The sequence below is a fragment of the Pollutimonas sp. M17 genome (assembly GCF_025836975.1).
In the GTDB taxonomy this organism is placed as follows: domain Bacteria; phylum Pseudomonadota; class Gammaproteobacteria; order Burkholderiales; family Burkholderiaceae_B.
Map to the genome: position 1 here is coordinate 1382397 of NZ_CP107548.1, position 17439 is coordinate 1399835.

21 protein-coding genes are annotated in these 17439 nt (G+C 63.2%); 3 read left to right on the forward strand and 18 right to left on the reverse strand.

Features of this window, described 5'->3' with window-relative positions:
* Positions 1 to 62 precede the first annotated feature (62 nt).
* From fliQ to fliF, 12 genes are all read right to left on the reverse strand, one after another.
* Positions 63 to 332, reverse strand: coding sequence for a flagellar biosynthesis protein FliQ (gene fliQ, locus OEG81_RS06580; RefSeq protein ID WP_264131919.1), 270 nt, complete (start codon positions 330 to 332; stop codon positions 63 to 65).
* A gap of 10 nt (positions 333 to 342) precedes the next feature.
* Positions 343 to 1098, reverse strand: coding sequence for a flagellar type III secretion system pore protein FliP (gene fliP, locus OEG81_RS06585; protein WP_264132507.1), 756 nt, complete (start codon positions 1096 to 1098; stop codon positions 343 to 345).
* A 51-nt stretch (positions 1099 to 1149) separates the two neighbouring features.
* Positions 1150 to 1482, reverse strand: coding sequence for a flagellar biosynthetic protein FliO (gene fliO, locus OEG81_RS06590; RefSeq protein WP_264131921.1), 333 nt, complete (start codon positions 1480 to 1482; stop codon positions 1150 to 1152).
* Between the two features lie 7 nt (positions 1483 to 1489).
* Positions 1490 to 2032, reverse strand: a complete 543-nt coding sequence (fliN, locus tag OEG81_RS06595; protein WP_264131922.1) for a flagellar motor switch protein FliN — start codon at positions 2030 to 2032, stop codon at positions 1490 to 1492.
* Positions 2033 to 2042: 10 nt separating this feature from the next.
* On the reverse strand, positions 2043 to 3035 hold the full coding sequence (gene fliM / locus OEG81_RS06600; RefSeq protein ID WP_264131923.1) for a flagellar motor switch protein FliM: 993 nt from the start codon (positions 3033 to 3035) through the stop codon (positions 2043 to 2045).
* Positions 3036 to 3515, reverse strand: coding sequence for a flagellar basal body-associated FliL family protein (locus OEG81_RS06605; protein WP_264131924.1), 480 nt, complete (start codon positions 3513 to 3515; stop codon positions 3036 to 3038).
* Between the two features lie 174 nt (positions 3516 to 3689).
* Entirely contained in the window at positions 3690 to 5069 is a 1380-nt protein-coding gene (locus tag OEG81_RS06610) for a flagellar hook-length control protein FliK (protein ID WP_264131926.1), read from the reverse strand.
* Between the two features lie 12 nt (positions 5070 to 5081).
* Positions 5082 to 5531 carry a flagellar export protein FliJ gene (gene fliJ / locus OEG81_RS06615; protein WP_264131927.1) on the reverse strand — a complete coding sequence of 150 codons (450 nt, stop codon included), beginning with the start codon at positions 5529 to 5531 and terminating at the stop codon, positions 5082 to 5084.
* On the reverse strand, positions 5524 to 7011 hold the full coding sequence (gene fliI / locus OEG81_RS06620) for a flagellar protein export ATPase FliI (RefSeq protein WP_264131929.1): 1488 nt from the start codon (positions 7009 to 7011) through the stop codon (positions 5524 to 5526). The genes fliJ and fliI overlap by 8 nt, the downstream gene beginning before the upstream one ends.
* Positions 7008 to 7703 (reverse strand): flagellar assembly protein FliH, encoded by a 696-nt coding sequence (gene fliH / locus OEG81_RS06625; RefSeq protein ID WP_264131930.1) that lies wholly within the window; start codon positions 7701 to 7703, stop codon positions 7008 to 7010. Before fliH ends, fliI begins: the two co-directional genes overlap by 4 nt.
* Positions 7704 to 7749: 46 nt before the next feature.
* The gene (fliG, locus tag OEG81_RS06630; RefSeq protein WP_264131931.1) at positions 7750 to 8751 is read right to left on the reverse strand and encodes a flagellar motor switch protein FliG; all 1002 of its coding nucleotides are present in this window, start codon (positions 8749 to 8751) and stop codon (positions 7750 to 7752) included.
* Entirely contained in the window at positions 8738 to 10468 is a 1731-nt protein-coding gene (fliF, locus tag OEG81_RS06635) for a flagellar basal-body MS-ring/collar protein FliF (RefSeq protein ID WP_264131932.1), read from the reverse strand. The genes fliG and fliF overlap by 14 nt, the downstream gene beginning before the upstream one ends.
* A 334-nt stretch (positions 10469 to 10802) precedes the next feature.
* Between fliF and fliE the strand changes: the two genes are divergently transcribed.
* Entirely contained in the window at positions 10803 to 11135 is a 333-nt protein-coding gene (fliE, locus tag OEG81_RS06640) for a flagellar hook-basal body complex protein FliE (RefSeq protein WP_264131933.1), read from the forward strand.
* Between the two features lie 100 nt (positions 11136 to 11235).
* Here fliE and OEG81_RS06645 read toward each other — a convergent pair whose 3' ends face one another.
* The 6 genes from OEG81_RS06645 to OEG81_RS06670 form a co-directional block, all read right to left on the reverse strand.
* Positions 11236 to 11568 (reverse strand): EscU/YscU/HrcU family type III secretion system export apparatus switch protein, encoded by a 333-nt coding sequence (locus OEG81_RS06645; protein ID WP_264131934.1) that lies wholly within the window; start codon positions 11566 to 11568, stop codon positions 11236 to 11238.
* A complete protein-coding gene (locus tag OEG81_RS06650; RefSeq protein WP_264131935.1) occupies positions 11565 to 13049 on the reverse strand; it encodes a flagellar hook-length control protein FliK in 1485 nt (494 codons plus the stop codon). Before OEG81_RS06650 ends, OEG81_RS06645 begins: the two co-directional genes overlap by 4 nt.
* Positions 13046 to 13378 (reverse strand): flagellar protein FliT, encoded by a 333-nt coding sequence (locus OEG81_RS06655; RefSeq protein WP_264131936.1) that lies wholly within the window; start codon positions 13376 to 13378, stop codon positions 13046 to 13048. The genes OEG81_RS06650 and OEG81_RS06655 overlap by 4 nt, the downstream gene beginning before the upstream one ends.
* Positions 13379 to 13499: 121 nt before the next feature.
* Positions 13500 to 13943 (reverse strand): flagellar export chaperone FliS, encoded by a 444-nt coding sequence (fliS, locus tag OEG81_RS06660; RefSeq protein WP_264131937.1) that lies wholly within the window; start codon positions 13941 to 13943, stop codon positions 13500 to 13502.
* A complete protein-coding gene (fliD, locus tag OEG81_RS06665) occupies positions 13940 to 15352 on the reverse strand; it encodes a flagellar filament capping protein FliD (protein ID WP_264131938.1) in 1413 nt (470 codons plus the stop codon). The genes fliS and fliD overlap by 4 nt, the downstream gene beginning before the upstream one ends.
* 113 nt (positions 15353 to 15465) lie before the next feature.
* Complete coding sequence (locus OEG81_RS06670) at positions 15466 to 15864, reverse strand: flagellar protein FlaG (RefSeq protein ID WP_264131939.1); 399 nt, start codon at positions 15862 to 15864, stop codon at positions 15466 to 15468.
* A gap of 196 nt (positions 15865 to 16060) precedes the next feature.
* On the opposite strand from OEG81_RS06670, the gene OEG81_RS06675 reads away from it, so the two are divergent.
* Together OEG81_RS06675 and OEG81_RS06680 are read left to right on the forward strand one after the other, a co-directional pair.
* Complete coding sequence (locus tag OEG81_RS06675) at positions 16061 to 16822, forward strand: RNA polymerase sigma factor FliA (RefSeq protein WP_264131940.1); 762 nt, start codon at positions 16061 to 16063, stop codon at positions 16820 to 16822.
* 179 nt (positions 16823 to 17001) lie between these two features.
* A complete protein-coding gene (locus OEG81_RS06680) occupies positions 17002 to 17412 on the forward strand; it encodes a hemerythrin domain-containing protein (RefSeq protein WP_264131941.1) in 411 nt (136 codons plus the stop codon).
* Positions 17413 to 17439 lie beyond the last annotated feature (27 nt).

Genomic DNA, 17439 nt, shown 5'->3' on the forward strand with positions numbered 1-17439 from the left:
GCCGGTTCCGCATGGCGCCGACGGGCGCCGACGCCGGCCGGGCCGATCGAGCGTACAGCGCATCAGGACACCAGGCCGGGAATCTGCGAAAACAGCGTCTGCATGTAGTCCACCATGGTGGTGATCAGCCAAGGGCCCAGCAGGACCAGCGCCGCCCCGACCGCCAGGAGCTTGGGGATGAACGACAAGGTCATTTCGTTGATCTGCGTGGCCGCCTGGAAGATGCTGATGAACAGGCCGACCACCAGTGTCACCAGCAGCAGGGGGCCCGCCATGGTCAGCGCCACCTTCATGGCAAGGTAGGTCATGGACATGACGGTTTCGGAATTCATGCGCCTCCCTTTACTGATAGAAGCTGCGGGCCAGCGAACCCAGCAGCAGATGCCAGCCGTCCGCCAGCACGAACAGCATGAGCTTGAACGGCAGCGAGATGGTGACCGGGGGCACCATCATCATGCCCAGGGCCATCAGCACACTGGCGACGACCAGATCGATGATCAGGAAGGGGATGAAGATCGTGAAGCCGATCTGGAAGGCCGTCTTCAGTTCGCTGGTCACGAAGGCCGGCACAAGCACCCGCAGCGGGACCTGATCGGGACTTTGTATCTCGGGCACATTGGCCATGTTGGCGAACATGGTCAGGTCGGTTTCGCGGGTCTGGTGCAGCATGAAGGTATGCAGCGGCTTTATGCCGCGGTCCAGCGCTTCCTCGAACGAGATCACACCCGTGCTGAGCGGCTGGTAGGCGGTGTCGTAGATCTGGTCGAACACCGGCGACATGGCAAAGAAGGTCAGGAACAGCGACAGGCCGATCAGCACCGAATTGGGCGGCGAAGCGCCGGTGCCCATGGCGTTGCGCAGCAGGCCCAGCACGATGATGATGCGCGTGAAGCCCGTCATCATCATCAGCATGGCCGGCAGGAAGGACATCATGGTCAGCAGGACCAGTGTCTGGATGCTCAGCGACCAGGTCTGGCTGCCGTTCTGATTGGTCGTCGACGTAATGGCCGGCAGCGTGGCTTGCGCCAGCGAACTGGACGGAAACCAGAGCAGCGCCAGCAGCAGGCCCAGCAGGGCGGCCAGGGGCAGGGCCGGCATGCGGCGGCCGCGCGGCAGCGCGATGGCGGAATGAATGGCGGGGAACGGCACCTAGCGGCCTCTCAGGACTTTGCCCAGGGCCGACGCAAAGGTGGGTGGTTCGGGGCGTTCCGGCGATGCGGCGCCGGTGGATTCGGAAGGAGGCAGGGTATGAAGCAGGGATATCTGGCCGGCGGTCACGCCCAGCACCAGCCGGGCATCTTCGACTTCGACCAGGGTGACGTAGGCGCGTGCGCCCAGGCTTTGGGTGCCAAGCACCTTCAGGTGCTGTGCGCCGGCGCCGCGCAGCCAACCGGCCCGGCGCGTCATCCAGGCACAGGCCAGGATCAGCGCAACGATGAAAACCAGGCTTATGACCAGGCGCAGGACGGCGGCTTCGGACATGCTTGCACTAGCGGCGGCTGTTCAGGCGGCTCAGGCGATCGGAGGGCGTGATGATGTCGGTGACGCGTATGCCGTACTTTTCGTCGACCACGACGACTTCGCCCTGGGCGATCAGGTAGCCATTCACGAAGATGTCCATCGGTTCGCCGGCCAGGCCGTCCAGCTCCACGACCGAACCCTGGCCAAGCTGAAGAATGTTCTTGATGGTCAGGCGCGTGCGGCCCAGCTCGACCGACAGTTGCACGGGTATGTCCATGATCATGTCGATGTCGCTATTGCCCTGTACGTCATCGCCGGTCAAAGGCTGGAATACGTTCAGGGCCGGGCTCGCCGCGGGCGCGCTCGGAGCCGGCGCCGCGGGCTTGGGCGCCGAGGCGGTCTGCTCGGCCAGGGCGCTGGCCCAGTCGTCGGCCTCTTGCGCCAGGCCGTCGGCCTGGGTCGTCTGCTTGGTCTGGGCCGCCTGCTGCTCGGAAAGCGCGGCCGCCCAATCGAGATCCGCGCTTTCAGGCGCTGCGTTCTCTTTCGCGGAATCGTTGTTGGGATCAGTCATTTCGGTGTGCTCAAGTGAGGTCGGTTTCAGAGTTCGCCAGAATTTTCTTTACGCGCAGGGCATATCGGCCGTTGAAGGTGCCGTAGCCGCATTCCAATACCGGAACGCCGCCCACGTGCGCGGTGATGGTGGGATGGACTTCGATCGGCAGGACATCGTTCACCTGCAGCTTCATGAGTTCGGCGATACTGGTCTGTATCTGTGAGAATTCAGCCACCAGTTCCACGTCGGCGCTGCGCACCTGGCGCGAAAGCTGGCTCATCCAGCGCTGGTCTATGGCTTCGACGCTGGCTTCCTGCAGCGGCCGGGTCAGCAGGTCGCGAACGGGTTCGATCATGGAGTAGGGCAGGCAGATGTTCAGGTTGCCGCCCGAGGCGCCCAGCTCGATGTTGAAGGATGAAACCACCACGATCTCGTTGCCGCTGGTGATGCTGGCGAACTTGGTGTGCATCTCGGAACGGATGTATTCGAACTCCACCGGATGCACCTGTTCCCAGGCGCCGCCATAGCTTTCAAGCGTCAGGTTCAGCAGGCGCCGGATGATCCGCTGCTCGGTCGTGGTGAAGTCGCGCCCTTCCACCCGGGTGTTGTAGCGGCCGTGGCCGCCGAACATGCTGTCGATGACCAGGAACACCAGGTTGGGATCGAAGGTGAACAGCGCCGCGCCGCGCAAAGGCTTCATGGCAACCATATTCAGGTTGCTGGGCACCGGCAGGTTCCGTTCGAAATCGGAGTATTTCTGTATGCGGATGGTGCCGACGGTAATGTCGGCGTTGCGCCGCATGAAGGTCAGCAAGACCGAGCGCAGGCGCCGGGCGAAGCGCTCGTTGATGAGCTCCAGCGTCTGCATCCGATGGCGCACCACGCGATCGGGCGAGCTCAGGTCGTAGGGCCGTACTCCGCTTAAGTCTTGGGCCGCGCCGGATTTCTCGCTGCTTTCGCCGGTTACGCCGGCCAGTAGCGCATCGACTTCGTCTTGCGAGAGAAGGCTTTGGTAGGACATTTATTGAATCACGAAAGCAGTGAACAGGACGCCGTTGATGAGCGGGCCGCGAGGTTGGGGCAGGTAGGGCGCCTCCAGATCCTTGGTCAGGGCCTGCACCAGGGCGGTCCTGCCCTCGGCGGTCTGGACGTAGTCGGGCTTTTGCTCGGACAGCTTGCGCAGGATGCGGTCGCGCACCTCGGGCATGTAGTTCACGATCATGCGCCGCGAGTCCTCGTCGGCCACGCGAATGGTGATGGCGACGTAAAGGATGCGGTTGCCCGTATCGCCGCGCAAGGTCACGGTGAAGGGTTCCAGCGGCGTGAAGATGGGCGTGGGCAGGGGCGCGGGCTTCTCCGGCGTGGCCTCGGCGTCGACCGTGTTTCCACCAATCTTGTCATACAGGAACAGGGTGGTTCCGACGCTGGCGACGACGATAAGGACGATCGCCAATATCGATTTGATTAATTTGGCGAATGCGCTGGGCTCGTTTTTGGCCATGACCGGTCGACGTGGGGTGGTGGAGGAAGTTGCCATCGTAGTAGTTCGCGTGCGCGTGGACACCCGCGATTTTTCAAGTTATCACATTGTGGCGCAAGCGCGTGAACGCGATCATGCCGAATAAGGGATCGAAAGCTTGGTAGCTCCGGGGTTTGATGCAATACGCCACGGCCATCAGGCGAAGGTGTCGACCAGCGCATCGGGAGCGCGGCTGCGCACGGCGGGCGACGAAATGCCGCCGCTGTCCAGGCCTGCGACTTGGCCGCCGCCGGAGGCATCGCGCCGGCTGCCGCCGAACGTTTCATTGAAAGCCTGCTGCGGCTGCCCCTGATCGCTGACGCTGGTCTGTCCCAGGGATATGCCGGCCTGCGCCAGGGATTGCTGCAATTGCGACATGGCGTTTTCCACGGCTTGCCGCACGCCGGCATGAGGCGAGACGAACACCGCGTGGGCGACGTTGTCGCTGATGTTGATCGTGATGCGCAGGGGGCCCAGCTCGGGCGGATCAAGGCGAAGCTCGGCCGTGTGCGGCATGTTGTGGCCGCCTTGGGCAATGGACACGAACTGGCGCCCGAATTCCGCGGGCCACTGTGGGCTTTGCAGGGGCGCGCCGATGGCCGGATGCGCCGCTGGCAAGCCATTGCTGGCCAGTGGCGCTGAGCCGTTGGGCGTGGCGATTCCCAGGGCGGACTGGCCCGCGGCCAGGGAGCTGACAGGCATGGCGGCCGGGTCGGCGGTGCCCGCGGCCATGCCGGCATCGGGTGTGATGGCGACGGCCGGGCCGGCCATGAATGTCGAAATTTCGGGCAGGGCGAGCTTGGCCTGGCCGTCGGGCGAAGCCTGGGCCCGGGCCTGCATGGCCAGCACGGCCTGGCGGGCGCCTGCCAGGCTGGCCGCCTTGTTGGCGCCCAGCAGCGTTTGATGCGGCGCCGCCACCGCGGTGGGCGGGACGGGCGCAAGGCTGATGGCCGGCGCGGAGGTCTTGCCCGCGATATCCGGAATGGACTGCCCGGCCGGGACGGCCTGCCGCAGGGCGGCGGCCGATGCATCGGCGCCCGCCTTGCTTGACGCCAGCGCGGCGGCCAGAGAGGACTTGCCGGCCGGCGCCTTGTCCTGGCCTGGAATCAGGCGATCCTGGGCTGCTGCGAGCCGCGCGTCGATGGGCTGGGCCGCTGGTTTCCCCGCCGCCGCAAGGGAGGACTGCTGCACGGCGGCCGCTTCGCCGGCGATCGTCAGTGCGATCTGCGGCAGGGTCAGGCCCTGTTCGCCGGCGGCTTGGGCCAGGGCGGCGTCATCGTCTTCCTTGGCCGGGGCGCCGGTGTTCTTGCCGGGGGCGGCGTGGTCGTTCTTGCCTGTCGCGGCACGGCCCTCGGCGGCGGAGCCTTGGCCCTTCTCGGCGGCCGCCGCGGCGCGCGCAGGCTCGGCGCCTTGCTGGCGCGTCAGGACCGCGGAAAAAGGGATGGCGCTTTCAGGCTCGGATCCGCCGCTGCCCTGTGCGCGGCCGGCGTTGCCGGGGGCAACGGGCGAGACAGCGGAAATCGTAGGTGTATTCATGGTTCAGCCTGATCAGTGTGGTTGGCGCGCCCGGCGGTACATGGTGGCCGAAATTTCGTCGCTGGCAAGCTGCTCGGACCGGTTTTCGCGGGCCAGTTGCTGCCTGGCCTCCCGCGCCTGCAAGGCCTCGAAGGAGCTCAGGCGCCGCTTTTCAGCGTGCCAGCGCTGGCGCCCGCTTTCGAGCTTGCCGTCAATATGCGCTACGACCTTATTTTGCTGCGAAATGGCCTCGTCCAAAGTAGCGATAAACTGCCTAAAATTATGGTAGTTCGACGATGACAGGCCGGTTTCGGTTGCTTTTTGCAGCCGCTCGGCATAATCCTGGCGATACACCAGCAGGGTGGACAGCTGGGTTTCCGCATTATTGCGTTCGCTCATCAGCAGTTGCAGCTGTTTGCCGGCCTGGTCGGCGCCTTCCTTGGCCAGATCGATCAGGACGGGCAATGAAGAATGCTTAGCCATGGTTCATTCCTTGATACGGCGCTTCCGGGGCGGACTGGTTCCTGCCCAGCAGCGTGGCTAGTTCGCCGGCTGCCGACGGGTAGTCGATACGCGTTTCAATGCCTTGCTGAAGGTAAGCCTCGAGCCAGGGATATTTTTCAATGGCTTCGTCGATCTGGGGATCGTTTCCGGGCGTATAAGCGCCCACGGCAATCAGGTCGTGATTGCGCTGGTAGCGCGACAGCATCTTCTTGAACTGATGCACCAGCGTGAATTGCTCCTTGGGAACGACGGCCGCCATCACGCGCGATATCGATGCCTCGATATCGATGGCGGGGTAGTGCCCCGACTCGGCCAGCCTGCGCGATAGCACGACGTGGCCGTCCAGAATGGCCCGTGCCGAATCGGCGATGGGATCCTGCTGGTCGTCCCCTTCGGTCAGCACGGTGTAGAACGCGGTGATCGAGCCGGCCGGCCGGTTGCCCACCGGGGCGCCGTTTCCGGCGCGCTCGACCAGGGCCGGCAGCTTGGCGAACACAGAGGGCGGGTAGCCCTTGGTGGCCGGCGGTTCGCCGATGGCCAGGGCGATCTCGCGCTGGGCCATGGCGTAGCGGGTCAGCGAATCCATGATCAGCAATACATGCTTGCCCTGATCGCGGAAGTGCTCCGCCAGCTTGGTTGCATAGACGGCGCCCTGCAGGCGCAGCAACGGCGACACGTCGGCCGGGGCCGCCACCACGACCGAGCGCTTCAGGCCCTCGGGCCCCAGGTTCAACTCGATGAATTCCTTGACTTCGCGGCCCCGTTCGCCGATGAGTCCGACCACGATCACATCGGCCTTGGTGTAGCGCGCCATCATGCCCAGCAGCACGCTCTTGCCGACGCCGGAACCCGCGAACAGGCCCATGCGCTGGCCCCGGCCGACGGTAAGCAGGCCGTTGATGGCGCGCACGCCCACGTCCAGCACGGTGTCGATGGGCGCGCGAGCCAGGGGATTGATCACCTGTGCGCCCAGTGAAGCCGAGTTGACGTTGCCAAGCGGACCCAGGTCGTCCAACGGCCGGCCGGCGCCATCCAGCACCCTGCCCAGCAGGGCGTCGCCCACCGGTAAGTGCCGGGACAGCACGAGAGGAGGGCCGATGTCGTCGCCGGCGCGCAAGGGCAGCGGCACCTGGCTTTGTATGGAGGGCTCGAGCGGGACGACGCGCGCGCCCGGAGGCAGGCCCGAGATATCGCTTTGCGGCATCAGGTACAGGGTGTGCCCGTGAAAGCCGACGACTTCCGCATCGGCCCAGTGATCCTGGCCCGGCGCTATTTCGATTTTGCATGCCGCGCCCACGGCCAGGCGCAGGCCGGTGGCTTCCAGCACCAGGCCGGTGGCGCGGTTGACCCGGCCGCTGACGTGCCACGATTCGGTGGCCGAAACACGCCTTGCCCCCGCTTCCAGCTGGGCTTGCCAGCGCGCCGTGGGCGTAGGAAGCAGGTCGGCGGTCTGGCTCATTGCGCGTCTCCCGCCGGGGCGGCCTTGTGGCCCAGCGCCGAGGTCACCCGCAGCCACCTCGTTTGCAGCGTCGCATCGATGCTGCCCAGGGCGGTTTCGGCTATGCATCCGCCCCGCGCGATCGACGCGTCCGGCGCCAGGCGCCACTTGCTTGCACCCGGATCCGCCTGAAGGTAGGCCTGGACCAGTTCCAGATCGGCCGGGTTGACGCGCAGCGTCAGCATGGCTTCCCTGCCGATATCCAATTGGGTGACATCGCGCACGACATCCAGGATTTTCTCGGGCTGCGCGTCCAGCGTGCTGCGCAAGACCTGTTCAGCGATCTTGATGGCCAGCGAAATCAAGGCCTGGCCCATCTCGGCCTCGATCGAGGCGATGGAGGCGGCGCATTCCTGGGCCAGGGCATGAAGCTGGGCGGTTTCCTGCTGCGCCTGCTCCCGTCCGGACGCGTGCCCGGCGGCAAACCCGGCTTCGTAGCCCTGCTGGTGGCCGGCCTTGTAGCCCTCGTCGGTGCCGGCCTCCAGGCCCTGAGTGTGTCCGGCGGCATAGCCTTCGGCCTGTCCGCTGGCCAGCGCGGCGTCATGCAGGCGCTGGATTTCCTTTCTGAGCAGTTCCGGATCCGGCATGGCCGGCGCGGGGGCGGGGGCATTCTTGACGGGCGCGGCGGCGGGGGGGGCATCGAATGATGCCATCTCCCAGCGTTTCCATGCTTCGGATACGCGAAGAGGGGCCGGCCTCTCAGACATACTCGTCGTTCCCCAGGCCGCCCAGGCTGAATTGTCCGGCTTCTGCCAGCTTGCGGGCTATCTGCAGAATATTCTTCTGTTCTTCCTCGACCTTGGACATGCGCACCGGACCTTGCGCTTCCAGATCGTCGCGCAGCATTTCGGCCGCCCGGTTCGACATGTTCTTGAAGAATTTCTCGCGCAGCTCTTCCGGGGCGCCCTTCATGGCGATGGTCAGCGAAGCGGTGTCGACTTCCTTCAGAATCAGCTGGATGGCGGTGTCTTCGATGTCGGCCAGGTTCTCGAAGACGAACATCTCGTCCACAATGCGCTGCGCCAGATCGGCATCGAGTTCGCGCAGGCTGGCCACCACGGCCTCTTCCTCGGTCGAACTCATGAAGTTCAGTATTTCGGCGGCGGTGCGCACACCGCCCATCTTGCTGCGCTTGGCGCCCTGGCCGGAAAGCATGCCGTTGAGCACATCGGTCAGTTCATGCAGCGCAGCCGGCTGCACGCCGCCGAAGGTGGCGATGCGCAGCATGACGTCATTGCGCAGGCGCTCGTTGAGCAGGGCCAGCACGGCCGATGCGCGGTCGCGTTCCAGGTGGACCAGGATGGTGGCGATGATCTGAGGATGCTCGTCGGCGATCAGTTCGGCCACGCTGTTGGCGTCCAGCCAGTTCAGCGCGTCGATGCCGTTGCCGCCTTCGCCGCCTTCCAGGATGTCCTCGATCAGGCCCGCGGCGCGGTCGGTGCCCAGCGCCTTGGTCAGCACGGAGCGTATGTATTCGTCCGAACCCAGGGTAACGGCCATGAACTGGTCGGCTTCCTGGCGGAATTCCTCGAGCACCCCGTCCACGTCGTTGCGGGTGATCTGCTTGAGGTTGGCCATGGCGCCGCCGATCTGCTGGACTTCGCGGGCGGACAGGTATTTGAAGACCTCCGCCGCGGCGTCCTCGCCCAGGGACATGACCAGGATCGCGCAGCGATCCAGTTCGGAATCAACGATTGCCATCTTTCTTTTCCATCCAGGAACGCAATACCATCGCCACAGCGCGGGGGTCCTTGTCGGCCATCTTGCGCGCCGTGCTCAGGTTCTCTTCGTAGCGATTCATTTCCGAAGCCAGGCGCTCGGCGGCGGCCATCTGCTCGCGGTTCTTTTCCACTTCCAGGGCTTCGGCCTTGCGCCTTTCCTTGGCGGCTTCGGAGTCGGCCATGAAGGGCTTGACCACGGCTCGCCACAATATATAGATGACCAGCGCGATCAACAGGTATTGAATCAGCTGCATTGCGTAATCCAGATACACGGGGTTTTGCCAGATGGGCGGCTGGGCCTCGCCGGCATCGCTGAACTGGCTGTTCACCACGCTCAGCGTGTCGCCGCGCTCGGCGGAATAGCCCATGGCCTGCTTGACCAGCTCATTCAGTTTATCAAGCTCGGCCTGGGGCAGGGGTTCGAGTTCGCCTTCGTTGTTGCGGTAGTTCACCACCACGGCGACCGACAGGCGGCGCAGGGTGCCCAGCGGATCCTTTACGTGGCTGATGGTGCGGTCGACCTCGTAGTTGATGGTCGCATCGTTGCGGGAGTTGCCCGTGCCCTGAAGAAGGTTGTTGCCGCCGGCCAGCGTGGTCGTGGTGTTCTGCCCCGGAGCGCCGGCCGCCACATTGCCCGCCGCCGGGTTGGCGGCATTCGGGTTCGCCGCATTGGGCGCGTTGGGGTTGGCGGCGTTCTGGTTCTGGCCGGGAGCCGGCGGCGTCACGATGGGCGCCGTCGGGTTCAGCGGAGGCTGGTTGGTCAGCGCGCCGGGCACGCCCTCGGGCGGCAGTACGTTGTGCTGCACCGATGAACTGGTCTGCTCGCTACGGACGGCCGCTTCGCCGGGCTTCTGGTTGGGCCGGTAGACCTCCGAGGTTTGCTCGCGCTGGGCGAAATCCACGTCGGCGCTGACCTGGGCGCGCACATTGCCCGAACCCACCAGCGGATTGAGCAAAGTCAGGATGCGCTGGACCGTGCGCTGCTCGATGTCGTTGACCAGGTTGCGGCGGCTGCCGTCGACGCCGGCCTCGCCCGTGGGCGCGGTCAGCAGGCGGCCGTTCTGGTCGACCACCGATACTTTGTCGGCCGTAAGATGCGGAACGCTGGAAGAGACCAGCCACGTGATGGCCGCCACCTGCGCATCGCTCAGGCTGCGCCCGGGGTACAGCGTCAGCAGGACCGAGGCGGTGGGCGGCTGGCGATCACGCACGAACAGCGACTCGCGCGGTATGGCCAGGTGCACGCGGGCGCCTTGCACGGCATGCAGGGCCTGGATGGAACTGACCAGTTCGCCCTCCAGGGCGCGCTGGTAGTTGATCTGCTCGGTGAACTGGCTGGCGCCGAAGCGCGTCTGGTCCATCAGCTCGAACCCGGCTTCCCCGCTGCGTGGCAGGCCTTGCTGGGCCAACTGCAGGCGCGCCTCGTGAACCTTGTCCGCCGGAACCAGTATGGCATTGCCCGTGTCGGCCAGCTTGTAGGGCACGTTCATCTGGGTCAGCGCGGCCACGATGGCGCCGCCGTCCCGGTCTTCCAGGTTGGAGAACAGAACCTTGTAGTCGGGTGTGCGCGCCCAAAGCAGCAGCACGACCACGACGGCCACAGCCGCCGCCGCGGCGCCAAGCAGTGCCGGTTTGGGCCAAGTCTTGATTTTTTCCAATGCCGGGAAACGTTCCAACAACTGCGCCGCCTGGCTCATTGACGGCCTCTGTCGCTGTGGTGGTTCTGGCGTAAGAAGAACGTCAAGCAGTGGGTTGGCAAGGTGTACATGCGGCGAGACAAAGGTAAGAGAGCCTGAATTATTGCGCGTAAAGCAAAACCCTCAAGCGTCGAAAAACACGTGTTTTGGGTGTCATTTAGCTCTTATGGGATCGAGGGGCGAGAAGCCCGGATGGGACTATAGCCTTTGGGCGTGTGCGGGGTATCAGGTGAAAAGAAGGGTGAATTGACGCTTGATGAGTCGCTTGGCCGCCGCCCATATTGAGTACATTAGGCAAGCGGCGATTTTCGCCCGTCAGAATTCATTTATTGCCATGGCCATACAAAATCTTTCCGCTATCGAAAACATGCTGGCGCAAATGCGCGCCGTGGCGCAGGCCGCCTCGTCCACGGCCTCGCCGTCGAAAAGCCTTGCCGCCAGCAATGGCGGCTTCGCGGCGGAGCTGGCACGCTCCCTGGATCGCGTGTCGACCTTGCAGAACGATTCAGCCGCTCAGGCCCGCGCCTTCCAGATGGGCGCGCCCGACATCTCGCTGAACAACGTGATGATAGACATGCAGAAGGCCAGCATTGCCTTCCAGGCGACGGTCCAGGTGCGCAACCGCCTGGTGGCCGCGTATCAGGAAATCGCCAGCATGCCTGTATAAGGCATTGCCGCCGCATGCTTGCGCCATGCCGCTTTCGAGCGGCATTTTCTTTGGATGGCGCCATGTTGCGCGGGCGGTGGAAATTTGCGGTTTTGCGGCCCTAAGGCTGCGTGGGTGGGGGGCTGTTCAACAGGTCCTCCCGCTTTGGGCTATCGGCGCCGCCCTCCAGCGAATACAGCCAGGCCAGCAGTTCGGCAATGGCCAGGTACAGTTGAGGAGGGATGTGGGCATCCAGGTTCACCTGCATCAGCAGGCCGACCAGTTCGGGTGATTCATGAACATACAGGCCGTTGTCCTTGGCCGTGCGGATGATGTTCTCGGCCAGCGTGCCATAGCCTTTGGCGACCACCCGGGGTGCGCTGTCGCTCTTGTCGTAGGCGATGGCGACCGCGCTGGGGCGGCCGTCGTCCAGCGGGCGCGGGCCGGTCTTCATGGGGTGCCTCCGCCGGGTTCGTTGGTTTCACCGCCTGGCGCGCCGCCCGTTTGCGTTTCGCCCTTGAAGGCCGGGTCCATCCCGGCTTCCTCACCGGCATCCACGCCCGGGATGGGCGCAAGGCCCGGCTTCGTCTCTTCGCTGGCGATGGAAAGCTGGCTCAGTTGCAGGCCCTGGGCGGAATAGCGTCCGCGCAAGGCCTCGGTATGCTTGCCCAGCAGCCCCGCTGAATCCGGCGCCACCAGATGCATGACCAGTTGCTGGCCGGCCAGCGTCAGTTGCGCCCGCACCTGGCCCAGTGCGGGCAGGTGGATGTTGATGCGTGTGGCCCAGTGCTCGGTTTGCGGCGACGCATCGCCGTCTTGCGCATGGCGTCGACCTATCTCCCATTCCATAGGCGCGTCGGGCCAGGCTTCTCCCCGCCAAGCGAAGGTCTGGTTGGCCAGGACTTCCAGTTGCTGGCGCACCAGCAGATGGGTCTGCGGGTCCATGCCGCTGGCCAGCAGGGCGGAGGCGTGATGGGTGCTTGCCTGCGCCGCCGCGCCGCCGGGCTGGCCGGCGCCGGCATCGCCCGCTCGGACTGCAGCTGCGTTTGGCGTGGCGTTTTCCGCGGCGCGCGCGCCGGCCTGTTCGCCGGCTGCGGTGGGTGCGGACGCGGGAGCCTGAGCATTTGACGGCGCGCGCCCGGCCTGGGCCTGCGGTTCCAGCATCAGCTGGGCCAGGCTCTGCTTGCCGAACGCCAGGTTGGCCAGGTGCGATTCATAGAACATGCCGCTGGTCTGCAGCGCCTGGGCCAGCGCCTGCGCCAGCTGAGCCGGAGCAACAGCTGCCTGGAGCGCTGTACCGGCGGCGCCTGCCGCAGCCGCGCCGGCCGAACCCGGGCCGGCGGCGGTGCCGCTGGCCGCCGCGTTCGCGGCGGCGGATCCGGCGCCCGTCGATGCCGGCGTGGCGGCCGCATGTGTGGGAAGGCCCGCTCCGCGCGCACCGGCTTGTCCGGTATCGCCCACGGCGGCTTGGCCTTGCCCCGTCGTTTGCCCCCGCGCATCGACCGGATTGAACCGGGCATGCAGCAAAGGCTGCTTGCCCTGTACGGCGGCGGCCTGCTCCGGATAGTTGGCCAGCAGCGCCAATATGGTTCGCGCCGCTTGCCCCAGGGTGGTGGGTGCCGAGGGCGTGGTGGCTGTATTGGTCAGGTTGCCGCTGAGCAGCAGGGCGGCGGTCCGGGCGTCCAGCCGGGCCTTGTCCACAGCGCCCCGGCCCTGCTGCTCGGCCTGGGCTGTGGCGCGATCGACGATTTCGCGAGGATGGCGCTGGGTTTCGGTGCGAGCCGCGTCGGCGCGTTCCGGGTTGGCCGCCTGGGTGACGGCATCGGGACGGGCGCCCGTGACCAGATTGGCTTGTTGCGACAGGGTGGTGCCTAATGCAGCATCGAGGCGCTGCACCAGCAGCGTACCCAGTGCCGAAGGGCCGCCTACGCTCATTGCTTAATCAGGGGCGCGCAATAGGCCTGCAATACGGTGTGCTGGCGCTTCATATTGCCCAGCAGCATGCCCAGGCGATTCAATTCGGGCGCGGCAAGCAGGCGGATGTTGGCGTCGTCGTCCAGGATGCGCGTGAGCAGATCACGGCGGGCCAGGCGGTCTTCGTCGCTGAGCTGATTCAGGCTGCGCAGGGATTCCACCGCAGCCTGGTATTGTTCGCCCAATACGATGACTTCGTCCCAGTGGTTGGCGCGCGCTTCGCTAAGCATGCGGCTGGATATTCCCGCAATGACTTCGTACTGGCGCAGGATGGATGACGATTTGCTCATAATAAAGTCGCTGGTCTGTGCGGCGGGCATCAAGATAGTAGGATAATGCTTCTTGCCGGAAAAGGTTGGCAAGTGATTGAATTTAATGAAAAATAATGTTTCTGTGTACCGACCGGACGTACTAGGCCGTTTGGCCGGCGGTCAGTTCGTTGCGGACCGGATCCACGGCCTCGCGCCAGGCGCTGCCGATGTCGACAAGAAGGCGCTCGGCCAGATTCAACGCTTCGGCGTCGGCATTCAGGTTGGCCAGCAGCAGATTGCGGATGATCAGTTCGTAGGTGGCCACCAGGTTCCTGGCCAGTTCCCCGCCCGCTTCCTGATCGACGCTGGCCTTCAGGCCCGAGTCCACGATATCGATGGCCTTTGAAATCGCAATGCCGCGGCCTTCGATGTTGTTGTCCTGCATGTGCAGCCTGGCTTTCAGGATGGCTGCGCGCGCCCCATCGAACAACAGGGTGATCAGGTGCTCGGGGCTGGCGCTAAGAACCTGCGTCTCCAGGCCTATGTTGGCATAGGCCTGGATGGAGTGCTGCCGCCTGAGTCCGCGCGCGGGGGAGTAGGTCATTTCTCTTTGCCTATATTGGCCAGCATCGACAACTGCTGGGTCAGGTAGCTGCTGACGGAATTCATTTGCGCCATCATGCTATCCAGTTGTGTAAATTGCTTACGGTAGGTCTCCATCTTGGCGTCGATGCGGTCCGAGGTGCTGTTGTACTGCTTTTCCAGATCTTTAAGGGTATTGGTGATGCTGTCAGTGGCCGAACTGATAATGCCCCCGCTTTTTACAAAGGCATCCGCAACCGAACTCATTTTGGCGCTGATGCCATTCTCGCCGGCGAATAGTTTCTGCACATCGGACATATGGTCCTTAAGTGCCGCCGCCAGTTTGTCATTGTCGACTTTCAGCACTCCGTCGCTGGGATTGGTGGAGATGCCCATTTGCGACATGGTTTTAAATGCACCAGACGATGCCGCCGCGTTCAATGCGTCGCGGATCTGGCTTTGAACTTGGCGCGCCAGGCTGTCGCCCGTCAAGGCGCTGCCTTTTTGAGCATCTACATCATAAGATGTCAGGGTCTTGATGATGCCTTGCAGGTTATTGTAGGCAGTTACGAAAGTGTTTACGGCCTTGCTGGTAACGGAATCGTCAGCGGTTAGAGACAGTACGCTGGGCTTGCCCGCTTCGTTTTCCTTGGTTAGCGTCAGCGTAACGCCTTCGATGGCGTCTTCAATGGTATTGCTTTGGCTTTCCACCGGTATGTCGTTGATCAGCAGCGTGGCGTTCTGGGCCGCCTTTTCGGTAAAGTTCGACCCTGGATTTGCGCTGTCGTAGCCAATCAGGCCTTCCACCCGGCTGATGTCGGTGCCCGCGCTGGTGTCGCTTGCCGCAACCGTAATGGATTGCACGGCGGCTTCTTCACCGGTTTTCTTGGCGGTCAATAGCAGGCGATGCGGCGTGCCCGAGCCATCGTTGACGATGGTGGCGGCAACGCCCAGGCTGGAATCGCCGTTGATGGCTTTCACGATGCCTTCCAGGCTGGTCTGGTCTTGAGCTACGGTAACCGTCTTGGTATCGCCACCTATAGTGAAGGCGATATCGACACCACCATCCGCCAATTTTTCCTTGCGGTCGGCCATGCCTGAACTGCTGGTCAGGGTTTGCGACGAGGCCAGTTGCGTGACTTCAATACTGTATTGGCCCGCAATGGCCTTGCTGGTAGCGGTGGCGGTGAATGCGTCACCGTTCACACTGGTCTTAAGCGCACCGAAAGTTTCGGTTTTGCCCAGAGCGGCAGCCGCAGTCTTCAGAGCTTCGATCGAGCTTTTTATGGTTCCGTAGGCTGACAGTCGACTTTGTACTGTGGTAGCCCGGGTCTGGATAAGGGCTAGCGCCTGGTTTTCGCTGGTGCGCAATTGGTCCAGCAATTCGTCCAGAGGAAGACCCGCGCCGACGCCGATAGATGAAATAGCCATTTGAAACTCTCCCGATTGGGGTATTGTCCTGCAAAATCGCCCGCCCCAATGGGGACGAAAGCGGGTATTAGTATCGGCTGTTTAGGCGTTTACCCTAAACACGTAATTTTGTATCAAACCTTGGTGTCCACACTGCGGCCCTGAAGCTGCACGATCATCTTGGCAACCCGAATCACAGCATCCGTGGGAACAGTGCGCAATACATCGCCGGTCTCGGTGTCGATGATGGACACCACCACCCGCTGCGCTTCAGGGTCCACATCGAAACGCATGCCGGTGGACCAGGCCTTCATGTTGTTGTTGACCATATCCAGCGCCTTTGCCAGCGGGTCCATGCCTTCGGGCAGCTCTTCAGCTTCGCGTTGCGTGCTGGTGGAACTGCCGCTGTTCAGGGTTTCGCTGGACTTTGTAACCGTTACGGCCGGTTCAGGCAGCGATACGGGCCGCTCGAAATCGGTGGAAGGGGTGCCAAAGGGCATGGCGGTGACACCAGATGCAATAGGATTGACCATTGAATTGCTCCGAAAGTAATTTTTTGTCTGGCGTGAGCGCCTTATAGGCGTTCTTAACGGCAGAATACAAAAAAACTTTAATTCGGCGAATAGGCAAGCAAATGTCGCGCTGATCAATCCACCGCCATCAAAGGCTTCGAGCCACAATAAGCAGCCCTCTTATATATGTTACGACCGTCTGTTTTGTCAATGCCGCATGCCTAGTTCCGAAGATATCCTTATCGGACAACACGCTCCGCTGGTTCGCCGCCTGGCTTTGCAATTGATCGCCAAGTTGCCCGCCAGCGTGGAGCTGGACGACCTTATGCAGGCCGGCATGATGGGTTTGCTGGATGCCGTTCGGCGCTACCAGCAGACCGCCGACGCGCAGTTTGAAACCTATGCCATAACCCGCATACGCGGCGCCATGCTGGACGAACTGCGCAGCCAGGACTGGCTGCCCCGCAGTGTGCGAACCAAGACCAAGAATATCGAACAGGCCGTGCACGCTCTTGGTCATCGCCTGATGCGTGCGCCCACCGAGACGGAAATCGCCGAAGAAATGGGGATGATGCTGCCGGAATACCAGCAATTGTTGGAGGAAGCCCGGGGCGTCCAGATTATCCACTATGAAGACCTGGCGCGCCATAACGACGATATGCAGCGTGCGCCGGAGCCCAGCCAGGACGTTGACAGCCCGCCCGCTCACTGGGCCAACCCGCTGGGGCAGCTGGTTTCCAAGGGCCTGCGCGGCGCGCTGGTCGCCGCTATAAAAAGCCTGCCCGAACGCGAGCAACTGCTGCTATCCCTGCAATTTGAACAAGACCTCAATCAAAAGGAAATCGGGGCGGTCATGGGTATAACCGAGGGCAGGGTGTCGCAATTGCGATCCCAAGCCGTGGCCCGGATACGCGCCGCCTTGGCGCACGCCGACTGGAACGAGAGCCCCGGCGAGGCGGAATTCCAGGCCTTGCTTTGATGGCGTTGCGCCGCGCTTAGTCGCTTTCTGAACGATCGCTTTTACACAGGCTGTTCAATCCGCCGCCATACGTTCAACCGCCATACGTTCGAGGGCAGGACTAATGGAGAAACAATTTGTGTTTTTTATAAGATGTATTTAATATGTATCTTATTGCTTTTCTCAACAGGAATCCGGCCATGGAAATCGACCGTTTCAAACATCAGCACGTGGAAATCCTGCAAGGCATCGCCAATTTGCGTAAATTCGCCCATGCGGGAATCAAGGAAAACGCCTATGAAATTGTCCATCAGCTGGGTGCATTGACCTCGGTGGTGAGCCTTCATCTGGCGATCGAAGACCGCATTCTGTATCCCACCCTGCAAAAAGGCGGCGATCAGCGCCTGGCGGACATGAGCCGCAGCTATCAGGAAGAAATGCAAGGCATCGCCAACGCCTATATTGTCTTCGCCCGGAAATGGGGCAAAGTGGCCGCCGTGGCCGAAAAGGCGGAGCAATTCCGCCAGGAAGCCAATACCGTGCTGAAAACGCTGCATACCCGCATGCAGAAAGAAAATACCGAGTTCTATCCAGCCATCGAGGCTTCCTAAGCTGAATTCGACATCCGGGTGCGGAGC